We start from the raw sequence: 13,019 nt of genomic DNA, 5'->3' as shown, positions 1-13,019 counted from the left end.
GGATGAGATTAGCCTCTATATATATACATTATCATCAATACTTATTTAATGAACCTCAAACTTTAAATTTTGGCGGCGAATACTTATATTACTTTAAGATGGTTCGAAATCATATTAAGGTTACTAGGGTAAAGAACCAACAATTCATTCCCAATTTCTTTAATGTCACAAGCGCATTATCCAAAGTTGAACTGTTGAGTGCTATTGTTGGTCAAAATGGTATCGGTAAATCTTCTATTTTGGATTGTATAAGATCAATCTTCATTGGAAATGTTGGAGCCTTACCCGATGTACATATTACCGTTATTTTCGAAGAAGAAGAAGAAATTAAAGTTATAGATTCAGGATATGTTGTTTATCTAAGTGAGGGGAACCAGATAAAAAGACTCAAGTTTGTTGAAAAAAATTATATACAAACAATATATTATTCTCCACATTTCGATCTAAAGTATAACTTTAACTTCAGTGATGTTGACGCATACAATATTTCGTCTGATACATATATAGAGAAAGACCTAGAAGATTTAGATAAAAAAGATTCTAACGAAAGTGGATTTAGATATCATCCCGTTGAAGAGTTGGTGTTTAAAAATTCAATGCGCCAAATTTCGTTTCTGAGTTCAAATATTTATAGGGAGAATAATATTTTTTACAAGTTGTTAAGTATTCCGAGATATGAATCAGGAATTTTATTTTTTAGAGAGTATAAGATCGATGAACAGTATTGGAATGTACCTCGGGTATTTGGATATTTTTTCAGGAAATTATTTAAAAAAATTGATGAAGAAAATGATGGGTGGGTTAATATTAGGAAATTTAATGAGAATCATGATGTTTTAAACCAAGCGGAAATTTGGTGTTATTTATTAGAACGTAAAATAATCAGTTGCTTTTGTTCCGTTATAATTGAACAAATGAACAAACAAAATATTTATCTCGAAGAAGGTTTTTTTAACGTAGAGGATTTAGACGCTTCTACGAATAATATAGGATCTCTTGATTTATTATATTTTTTATTGGAGCATTCTTACATTGATAAAGGTCACCAAAAGTTTAAAGTGTTTAAACATGAAAATGCATTTGAATTAATTAATTACATTTTAGAAACAATTAGGAAGGTTGATGACGAATACAAAATATCAAAATCAAGTATACAATTAAATTTTGAGCAGATAAGTGAAATACTAAAATTACATCGATCGGTTTTGTTAGATCTTTTTAACTATTATCCTTCTCAAGATGGTTTATTAAGAAAAAGTTCTTACGTCGATGGTTTTATAGGATTTAGACCAACAGATAAATTCCTTAGTTCCGGCGAAAATGCATTACTAAATTTCTACTCTAAACTATATGACTTTGTCAATACAAACTTGTTAGAAGAAAGTAAATTTCTGGGGGATAAGAAGCAATATATCTTTTTATTGGACGAAGCAGATTTAGGGTATCACCCAACGTGGAAAAAGAAATTTGTTTATTCCATTATAAACACATTACCATACTTTTTTCAAAACTTAAGAATTGTACCAAATCTTCAAATTATTTTTACGACACATGATCCGCTTACACTATCAGATGTACCAAACAATTCAGTAGTCTATTTAAAAAAAGAAGGCAAATTTTCTAAAATTTTAAAAAGTGATGATTTAAATAGGCCAAAGAACACTTTCGGAGCTAATGTTCACGAATTGTTAGCTGATTCATTTTTTATCGAAGATGGATTATTAGGAGAGTTTGCCAAAGAAAAAATACAGGATTTAGTATTGTATTTAACTTATAACGAAAATTTACGTGAGACTGAGGAAAATATAAAATATACAGGAGTATGGGATAAACAGTCTGCTTCAAATCTTATACAAATTGTTGGAGAACCAATAATCAAAGAAAGGCTTCAATCACTGTTTGACAGGAAATTCTTGACATCAGAAAAAGAGAGCCTTGAATTGAGAATTAAAGAATTGCAACAAAAACTTGATGAATTAAATGAGAAGGATATTAATTGATAATTTACTTGAGGCAAAGGCAGCAGACTTTTCAGAAAATTTATTCAAACTCAAATGTAAGACCTTTAAACGCCCACTTGCTAATTTGGAGGAATTGAGGGATAGTTTGGGAAAAATAAAGCACAAACATCAAAGATTATATATACAGAAAATTATTGATGAGTATGATATAATTGTAAAAGCATCCCCTACTAAAATCAAAGACCTGATTTTTGAATTTAGTAACCTAATTGTAGGGGATTTTCTAGACACAAAAATTAATAAAAAAGACAAATTAAAGTTTCACGAGCGAATCGTGAAGGCTATGCGATATGATGAATTGAGAAATTCTGAGTTTCATCATTTTGTTGCAGTAACAGGTATAAAGACTTGTGTATATTGTAATTCGCAGTTAGCGGTTGTTACGGATTTTTCGTATTATGACAAAAAAGAGAAAAAGAGAAAGCCAAAGGTAATGGCTAAATTTGAATTAGATCATTATTACTCTAAGTCAAAATATCCTTTTCTCTGTACTTCATTTTACAATCTTTATCCAGTTTGTGGTAATTGTAATCGCGCAAAATCGGATAATCATATCGATTTTGAAGTTTATACGACTGATCCAAATAATTTGGATGTTTTTAAATTTTGGATTGATGAAAAAACAATACTTGATTATTGGTTAAGCCCTACGACAAGTCGTACAACATTAAAAGTACATTTTGAAGCCTTAGATGGTAATTATGATTTTCTAAATAGTTACAATGAAATGTTCGCAATACAAGGTATTTACGACACACAAACGGATTTGGCAGAAGAATTAGTACATAAGGCAAAAGTTTACACTGATGCTTATCAAAAAAGTTTGGTTGATAATTTTAAAGGTTTATTCCGTGATCAATCAATGATAAAACGACTTATTGTGGGTAATTATATGGAATCAAATGAGATCCATAAACGTCCTATGTCAAAATATTCTCAAGATTTAGCTAAACAGTTAGGTTTAATTTAAACGTGAAAAGTGCCAAAAATATTCACAATCGCAACCAATGGATAAAATATTAAATTTCTTAACTAAATCACTGGTTGATGAAGCGGCGGCTGTTATTGATAGTGGCGGCTTCACAGAAAACCAAGAACGTAGTAAATATGAAGTTGATATTAGTGGTAGACAGTATCCTTACAAACTTTTGGTCAACGAAGCAGCAAAAATAGCTGGAGGTGATTTAACTCACGGTGACTTTACTAGCCCAGTGAATCGAAAAGAATTTGAAGAACTCACAGGATATAATATTACCTCGATAGATGTCGAGTTAGAATACGATAATTTTAAGAAGCTACTAGAATATTTTGTTTCCCATTTAGAATGGATAGAAAACAAAGTTAAAGTAGAAAATGGTTATAGTGTATACATTGAAAAACATATAAGTAGCCAAAATTTTAAAATGACTGGTCAAGGTTATCACGGAGCCGGAATACAAAAGCAGATTGAGAACTGGGATTCCTATACTACAGGAAGAATTTGCATTAACATACAGGGCAATTTTGGATCTTACACCTCTGTAAAGTGCTATTTGAACTGGCAACACACTGGAATTAATATTCTTGCAAAATGGAAGGATGGGAAAGTTATTGGATTGTATCAAGACGAGTTTATTTGGTGGGAAAAACCAACCCGTAGAATTAATTCCGGAAAAGAATATACCTTAGATGAATTAAATCTTTTTGGAGGAGATTTAATAACGAATGAATTAGAAGATTTTTTCAGAACTTTTGAAGAAAGGCATAAACTACATATTAGGAACCAAATCAAGGCAAAGCAAATGGAACGCGTTCATAAAATTAAGGAACTACTTAATTACAAAAAACAAATCATTCTACAAGGCCCTCCTGGAACAGGAAAAACTCGCGTAGCTAAGTTGATTGCTGAATCAATGTTAGGGTTTGACGAAAAAGTTGAAATCGAGATTTTTAAAAATGCTTTAAAGAGTACAAAGAAATTTCCAGCCACAAATAACAACAACCCAATTATTGTTGACTCTTTCACCGAAGATACAATCCATTTTAAAGAAACAGCTAGTGTTAATAGTTATAGTTTTTCGCTAAAGGAGCTATATGATTGTTATCTTTCTGAAGACTACCTGAAAGATAATTTTGTGCAGTATCCCCAATACGCTAAACGATGTTTAGTGCTTCATATTCTCAAAACATATAAAAATTCAACAAGACATGAACAATTAAAAATTATCCAATTTCATCCAAGTTATACATATGAAGACTTTGTTAGGGGAATTGTTTCAAGACCTAATGAGAATGGTGATAATATTGTTTTTACAGAAGAAAATAAAATACTCGGTAAATTTATAGAGAAAGCACTGAGTAATTTTAACGACCTTAAGAAGGGCATAACCGAATTATCTTTAGAGAAATGGTTAGAAGAACAATTTGAAAAGTTTATAATTTACACATCAGAGAAATTAGAAAAAGGAGAAAACATTGAATTAACAGAATCGGTTTTTATTGTTGATTTAGATGAAGACGCTTTTAGATATAAAGGACGGGACGGTTGGAATAAGAAAGGTAATAGAATGCTGTTCAAAGATATTAAACAAGCCTATTTAGATGAAAATTTTGAACGACAGGATATAAAGCACAATCAAAACTTGTCTGGACTAGCGAAATGGCATGCCAGCTATTACATCAGAGTACTGGATATGTTTAAAACATATTTAAAAGAAAAAAACTTAATTTTTAAGCTTAATAACTTTAATACAGAGAAATCAAAAAAATACGTTTTAATCATCGACGAAATTAATCGTGCTAACCTTTCATCTGTATTGGGTGAACTTATATATGCTTTAGAGTACCGAGGAAAAGCTGTTGAAAGCATGTATGCTGTTAATGGAGATAATAAACTGATTTTACCACCTAACCTCTATATCATTGGAACCATGAACACGGCAGATCGTTCCGTAGGGCATATTGATTATGCTATTCGCCGACGTTTTGCTTTTGTCAATGTTCCGGCAGAAAACTTAAAATTAACACAGGGATTAGAGACATTTGATGCTGCTTTATTTGATGCTGTAACAGCTTTGTTTGATACCAACCTATCTCCCGAATTTGATAAGAAAGACGTTCAGTTAGGGCACTCTTATTTTATAGATAAATCAAGAGAGAAAGATGGTGTCACTATAGCGATACGCTTGGAATACGAGATCAAACCCATATTACGAGAGTATGTAAGGGATGGTGTTTTAACCGGAGAAAGTATCAAAGAAAAAATTGAAGCTCTAACTGTATCTGTCTAATGGGTATCCGTTTATACGAACATAAAAGCATTTCGATTCGCTTCATTGGTGATGAAAAACAACAGTCTGAAAAAGATGGCGGGCTTACAATAGATCACTCACAATTTCAACTGTTTCAGGCGGTAGTATCTAAACGATTTAATACCAGTACCCATTGTTTTGTTTACAAACGAAAAGAATCAGATTTTGAACTGAAAGCGGATTACTGTATTGGGCTTGACTGGTTAGGTAAAACCGGAAGATACCTGTATGTTGAACCTAAGATAAACAGTAAGTATGCCCAATTGTTCAATCAAAAAAGCGAAAGCGATCCTGAAGACGATAACTGGCGAACAAGTTTAAAGACTAATGACAATTCAGTATTTGAACTTGACTATCTAAGAATGCTTTTGCAGGTAACTTCTATTTCTGAAAGTAACGAAGAAATAAAAGACCTAGTGCAAATTGATTGGCTTTCCCAACCCATAAGAATTAATCAAAAAGATGACCGGTTAACACCTTTTCTGATTGTACGCTTTTTACAGATATTGAAAAATATTGTCCGTAAAGGACTAAAAAAGAATTATTATAAAGTAAAGGAAAATTTAAACAACAGGGTTAAAGGTAAAATTTTAGTTGGCCAGCATATTAAACAAAATATATTTAAAAACCGTTTTACAGCAACCTTTTGTGAGTACCAGCAGTTTGGTTATGACCATGCTGAAAACCGTTTCTTAAAAAAAGTGTTGCAATTTGCAACGTCTTATGTAGAGAACAACAATGACCTTTTTGGAAGCACTTATCATGATATGTTGCATACGATAGATTTTTGCCGTTCTGCTTTTGAACTCATTTCGGATAAAGTAAGCGACTATGAATTAAAGCATATCAAGCATAACCCATTTTACAAAGAGTATGATGATGCTTTGATAATTGGTAATTACATCTTAAAACTTTTTGCCTATAATATTACGCAAACCAGTAACAAAGAAATTGCAACACCTCCCTTTTGGATTGATATGCCCCGTTTATTTGAGTTATATGTTTACAGCCAAATGGTAGCCGCCAACCCAATTGACTGCAAGCAAATACATTTCCAATTTAAAACATATGGTAATGCATTAGATATTTTAGTATCAAAATCCAATTTTCAAATGATAATTGATGCCAAATACAAGCTGCATTATGAATCAGGGCAAATACATGAAGATATTCGGCAAGTATCGGGATATTCCAGATTAAAAAAGGTAAGAGAAAAATTAGAAATGAAAAATGATGACGATTCACATATCAATTGTCTGATCATCTACCCCAATATGAAAGATGGTATTGTAAATTTATCTTTCGAAAATATAAGAGCTAATCTCAAAGAATTACCTGCCTATTACAAAGTATATAAATTGGGGGTAAAGTTGCCATTTATATAATAATGCCGTACATTTGAATATTAATTTTAGCTCTGTGAAAAACGCAGGTTTAAAGACGATTTAAAAATTGTGTAGAAAGTTCATGGCACAGCCAAAACGAACTTAATAAAATATAGGAATGACGCGGGTTTTAAAGCAATAGTTCAAATCCCTCATCGCCCACCAATGAAAACTAAAGCCTGCAAGGAAATCCTTGCAGGCTTTTTTTAGGCCCAATATGGGCGTAACAAAATCCCTTCCCTTCTCTATTTCGCCCTTACGACAAGACGGGAAATAACTTTTGGCCCTCTCTTGGGATAAGCCAGGAATTTTATTCTATGCTAAATATAGAAAAAATTAATATTTACTTTAATTAAATTATTTTGATAGCCTATTAAATCACCACCCATTTGGTGTTTTTGTCTTACGTTGAATAGTTTTACTTCATTTCCTTACACACAAATAAGGTAAACAACTTTCACTTTAACATATTTGCGGTGATAGCTAATAATAAAACAGCCTTCTGAGCTAACAATTTATCTACATTTAATAAACAGGTATTTATAGCTTAGTACTAAAAATTCCTAATTTAATTTTTTTACAAATTATTATAAACTTATTTTTCAAGCTTATCTAATTGCCGGTTTCGATTTTTAAACCTCAACTATTTCAAAAAAATATTTCAAAAAAATTTAATAAATCACCGTAGATTGAAAAAGATCAAAGCATCAATACCCTTCCAAGTAAGGCCTTGCGTGGATAATCAGCGTTTCCATCAGCAGAACTATACGTCTGGCAGAAATATTGCCTTAAAAGTGTAAAATGCCCTACCAGGTGACTGCGTAAATAAAGTAAAATTTGAAGAAGAAACGGGACTTCGATGCAGTTCAAACTTCTAAATTACAGATTGCGCCAAATTGGCCAAATAATACGGAAATAATTTGACTATAAGCTATATTGAAATAAACAAGGTTGAAATTACGCTATTAGAACTTCTAATATAAAAAATCAGAAATTTTAAATTAGTAATGACATCTCCAAAAGTACCTAAAGGATATTTAGAAGAACAAAAAATTATTAAAAAACAATATGGTAAATGATCTTGTAATTAAAAAGTCGCCCTAAAAGGGCGCGGATTCAATACTCGCTGGGCAGCAGATAAAATTTTATGAATCTAGAGCTTAACACTATCTAAGTGCCGATAGTGCTAATGTTTTAAAATATTAATAAAATTGGAGTTTAATGGTAACATTACAAGTGCACATATTAATATTAAAAACATAATTACGGAATATGGTTTAAAAATGATTGATTTAAGCTACGGTACTGTAGCTAAAGACAAAAATCACCTATGAATAGGGAGTTGATTATGATTCTCTATTAATAATTGCTTGTGCATCTAATTCATGTGTCTCTTCCACTAAAATCCATAAAAAAAGCCTCCTGATTATGGACAAGAGGCAACCCAAATGTTTACACAACGGAATAATCCTTATTGTGAATTGCTTTCAAATTGTAGTGCAATATAATTAAATATCTTTTACACACAATAGCATAGTAGTAAAATACCTATTAATAGGTAATGCGTGGTTACCAAAAAAATCTTATAATTGAATATATAATATAAGATTTTTACTTAAAAATAAATCAACCATATATGAATATTGTCTTAGGATTAGACTTAGGCACAAACAGTATAGGCTGGGCCTTAGTACAGCAGGATTTTAAACAAAAGCAAGGAAAAATACTGGGTATGGGTAGCCGTATCATCCCAATGAGTCAGGATATTAAAGATGAATTTGGTAAAGGTAATTCAATATCACAAACTGCCGATCGTACCGGTTTCAGGAGTACACGCCACCTTAGAGAGAGAGGTTTACTCCGCAGGGAGCGTCTGCACAGGGTTTTAAATATCTTAGGTTTTTTACCCCGGCACTTTGCCGCGCAAATTGATTTTGAAAAGAAATTAGGGCAGTTCTATGAAGATACTGAACCTAAGCTGGCTTACAATAATAAAGAATTTATCTTTAAGAAGGCCTTTGAAGAAATGCTTGAGGATTTTAAAATGCATCAGCCCGAACTGGTTACCAAAGGCAAAAAGGTACCGTATGACTGGACTATTTTTTATTTGCGTAAAAAGGCGCTGACGCAAAAACTAAGTGGTGAAGAGCTTTCCTGGATACTACTAAACTTTAACCAAAAACGCGGTTACTATCAGTTACGTGGTGAAGAGGAAGAGGAAAACAAGAATAAGGAAGTGGCTTTTTACTCCCTTAAAATTATTGAAGTCATTGCTGATGAAGAGCCTAATAAAAAAGGTGAAACGTGGTATTCGTTAGTATTAGAAAACGGTTGGGTATACCGCCGTTCAAGCAAAATATCTTTAGAAAACTGGAAAGATAAAACCCGTGATTTTATTGTTACTACCGATTTAAATGACGATGGTACTGTAAAAACCGATAAGGATGGTATGGAAAAGCGGAGCTTCAGGGCTCCAGGCCCAGAGGATTGGGGACTGGTAAAGGCAAAAACGCAGCATGAAATTGACCGTTCTAATAAAACAGTGGGTACCTATATTTATGATGCCCTGCTCAAAAAACCTAACCAAAAAATTAAAGGCAAACTAGTACGCACCATAGAGCGTAAATTTTACAAGGATGAACTTATAGCTATTCTTATCAAACAAATAGCTTTACAGCCAGAGCTTTTTTCAGATGAACTTTACAACGATTGTATACGTGAGCTGTATCGTAATAATGAAGCACACAGGCTTAATCTCAGTAAAAGAGATTTTGTACATCTTTTTGTAGATGACATATTGTTTTACCAACGCCCGCTACGCAGCCAAAAATCTTCTGTGAGCAACTGTACCTTAGAGTACCGTATATTTAAAACAAAAGATAAAGATGGAAATACGGTTAATCAAAAAGAATACCTAAAAGCTATTCCTAAATCGCACCCACTGTATCAGGAATTTAGAGTGTGGCAATGGCTTTTTAACCTGAAAATTATCAATAAAGATAATGATACCGATGTAACGCCTTTATTTTTAAAAACCAATGAAGATTTAGAAAAGCTATTTGATTTTTTAATGTCACAAAACGAAGTTAACCATAAAGATGTACTTAATTATTTACTAACTCCGGTACTTAGAGAAAAGTTTCCGTCGGCTAAGCCTGCAGCATTTAATAAAGAACTTGCAAAAGAAGTAGCAAAGTTCCGCTGGAACTATGTATTTGACGACACCAAAGAAAAAGAAGATGATAAATCTAAAACATACCCCTGCAACGAAACGGGTTATGAAATAAGAAGAAGGCTTAATAAGATTAAAAATTTTCCGGATGGTTTCCTTACGCCCGAATTGGAATATAAACTGTGGCACCTTATATACTCTGTAAACGATAAAAGACAGTACGAACAGGCATTGGGTTCATTCGCAAGAAAAAACGGTTTGGACGAAGATACGTTTACAGAAAACTTTCAAAAATTTCCTCCTTTTAAAAGTGAGTATGACTCATTTTCAGAAAAAGCTGTAAAAAAACTATTACCCCTCATGCGTGTGGGTAGATACTGGGATTGGAATGCAATGTATACTCAAACAAAAAACAGGATTAACAAGATAATAACCGGTGAGTATGACGAGCAAATAAAAAACCGTGTGCGCGAAAAAGCAATTCATCTTATTACAGAAACTGATTTTAGAGGCTTACAGCTGTGGCTTGCACAATATATTGTATACGACCGGCATTCTGAAGCCTCATTGGCCGGTAAATGGGACTCTGTAACTGGACTTGAAGAGTTCTTAAAAGACTTCAGGCAACATTCATTACGCAACCCTGTAGTAGAGCAGGTAATTACAGAAACATTACGCGTAGTAAAGGATATATGGATAAAGTATGGAAATGGCGAGAAAGACTTTTTTAATGAAATCCATGTGGAGTTGGGGCGTGAGATGAAAAAAACGGCTGATGAACGCAAAAGGCTTACCAGCAAGATTTCGGAAAACGAAAACACCAATTTACGCATAAAAGCTTTGCTTACAGAATTACTAGCCGATAGTAACGTAGAAAACGTACGCCCGTTTTCGCCCATGCAGCAGGAAGCACTTAAAATATATGAAGACGGCGTACTAAATTCAAGCATACCTATTCCTGATGATATACTTAAAATAAGCAAAACAGCGCAACCCACTAAATCAGAACTGCAGCGCTACAAGCTATGGATGGAACAAAAATATTGTTCGCCATATACCGGACAAGTAATTCCGCTTAACAAGCTGTTTACGCATGAGTATGAAATTGAGCACATAATACCGCAAAGCCGCTATTTTGACGATAGCTTTAACAATAAAGTGATTTGCGAATCAGCAGTAAATAAACTGAAGGACAAACAACTGGGGCTTGAATTTATTAAAAATCATTATGGAGCTGAAGTACAGATAGGTAATAAATCTGTCTATATTCAGACGGAAGAAGCTTATAAAGCATTTATTAAAGACAATTATGCTAAAAGCCCGTCTAAGCGCAGCAAACTTTTATTAGAAGAAATTCCTGACAAGATGATAGAGCGCCAAATGAACGATACCCGTTATATTAGTAAATTTATTGCGCAAACCCTGTCAAACATTGTTCGTGAGGATATTAACGATGAGGGAATAAATTCGAAGAATGTATTACCAGGAAATGGGCAGATAACTTCTATACTCCGCCAAGACTGGGGGCTCAATGATGTGTGGAATGAACTGATGATACCACGTTTTGAACGTATGCAGCAATTACGGTCAGAAAAAGACATTGCCGAAGGTGTAAGCTTTATAGCCTTAAATAAGAACGGAAAGCCCATACCGGATTTGCACCCCCCTACCCTGCAAAAAGGATTTCAGAGAAAACGTATAGACCACCGCCATCATGCTTTAGATGCGCTGGTAATAGCTTGTGCAACTAGAGATCATATTAACTTACTAAATAACCAATTTGCAAAATCTGAGAAACGCTTTGACCTTAACCGTAAGCTCAGAAAATTTATAAAAACATCTTATAATGACGCAAAAACCGGGGAAAGAATAGAAAAGGAAGTTCCAAAAGATTTTTTAAAACCTTGGGAAACATTTACAGAAGATACTAAGGATATTCTTGGCGGCATTGTGGTAAGCTTTAAACAAAACCTCAGGGTTATTAATAAGACCATTAACAGATACCAAAGCTACAAGGATGAAGCCGGAAATTTGAGAATCGGTAAAGACGGTAAACCGAAAAAGGATTTTATAAAACAGGTTAAAGGCGATAGTTGGGCCATACGTAAGCCCATACATAAAGATACAGTTTCGGGTGCTGTGAAACTCAGAAAAACCAAAGAAATATCGTTAAATGCAGCGTTAGATAACCATAACGAAATTGTTGAGAAAGCCTTGAGGAAACACATTACGCTGCTTATCAAGGAAGGTTATGACAAAAAGCGCTTAATAAAGTATTTTAAAGACGCGGGTAACAAATGGAATGACAGTGATATTTCGAGGGTAAAGGTATATTATTGGGACAACGACAATGTTGCATCTCGTGTAAATCTGGATGTTTCATTCAATGAAAAACGGATTATTGAGACTATTACGGATACCGGGATCCAGAAAATTTTGTTGAATCATTTAAACCGTTATAAAGGTGTTACTGATGAAAAAGGTAAGGAAATAGCTCCTGAAACCCTCGCCTTTACCGCTGAGGGTATTGATGAAATGAATAAAAACATAGTTGCTTTAAACAACGATATTTTTCATCAGCCTATTTTAAAAGTAAGGACATATGAACCAAAGGGCAATAAATTTAATATCGGCCAAACCGGAAACAAGAAGGGCAAATTTGTAGAGGCAGCAAAAGGCACTAACCTGTTTTTTGCCATATATCAAGATGAAAACGGCAAGCGAAGCTATGAAACGGTTCCGCTGAATATAGTTATTGAACGCCAAAAGCAGGGGTTAAACTCAGTGCCTGAAACAAATTATAAAGGCAATACATTACTGTACTGCATTTCGCCAAGTGATTTGGTATACGTACCTACCGAAGAAGAAAGGGAGAATATCAAATCTATTGATTTTGAAAACCTAAGCAAGGATCAAAAGAATAGAATCTATAAGCTTGAAAAAGCGTCTGGAACCGAAAGCTATTTTGTTAGGCATGATATTGCATATTTAATTAAACAATACGACGCGAAAACAAGATTAGGAGAGTTGGAGAGTCAGAATAAGCTACAAACTACAATGACCCCAGATAGGATGAAGATATCTGAATTTTGTGTAAAATTAAATGTTGACCGGTTAGGCAATATTAATAAAGCATAATAATAGTCTGAAA

5 protein-coding genes are annotated in these 13,019 nt (G+C 33.4%); all 5 read left to right on the top strand.

The window, feature by feature from the left end:
• The first annotated feature begins 2 nt into the window (after positions 1-2).
• The 5 genes from ACLI08_RS07915 (at position 3) to cas9 (ending at position 13,006) form a co-directional block, all read left to right on the top strand.
• Positions 3-2,000 carry an AAA family ATPase gene (locus ACLI08_RS07915; protein ID WP_411427931.1) on the top strand — a complete coding sequence of 666 codons (1,998 nt, stop codon included), beginning with the start codon at positions 3-5 and terminating at the stop codon, positions 1,998-2,000.
• Entirely contained in the window at positions 1,981-2,991 is a 1,011-nt protein-coding gene (locus tag ACLI08_RS07910) for a hypothetical protein (protein WP_411427930.1), read from the top strand. Before ACLI08_RS07915 ends, ACLI08_RS07910 begins: the two co-directional genes overlap by 20 nt.
• Before the next feature lie 37 nt (positions 2,992-3,028).
• Complete coding sequence (locus ACLI08_RS07905; RefSeq protein ID WP_411427929.1) at positions 3,029-5,290, top strand: AAA family ATPase; 2,262 nt, start codon at positions 3,029-3,031, stop codon at positions 5,288-5,290.
• A complete protein-coding gene (locus ACLI08_RS07900) occupies positions 5,290-6,696 on the top strand; it encodes a 5-methylcytosine restriction system specificity protein McrC (protein WP_411427928.1) in 1,407 nt (468 codons plus the stop codon). Before ACLI08_RS07905 ends, ACLI08_RS07900 begins: the two co-directional genes overlap by 1 nt.
• A 1,636-nt stretch (positions 6,697-8,332) precedes the next feature.
• Positions 8,333-13,006, top strand: coding sequence for a type II CRISPR RNA-guided endonuclease Cas9 (gene cas9, locus ACLI08_RS07895; protein WP_411427927.1), 4,674 nt, complete (start codon positions 8,333-8,335; stop codon positions 13,004-13,006).
• Positions 13,007-13,019 lie beyond the last annotated feature (13 nt).

It is taken from the genome of Flavobacterium sp. RNTU_13 (genome assembly GCF_046614455.1).
Taxonomy (GTDB): domain Bacteria; phylum Bacteroidota; class Bacteroidia; order Flavobacteriales; family Flavobacteriaceae; genus Flavobacterium.
This window is presented reverse-complemented; position numbering and strand designations above follow the sequence as displayed.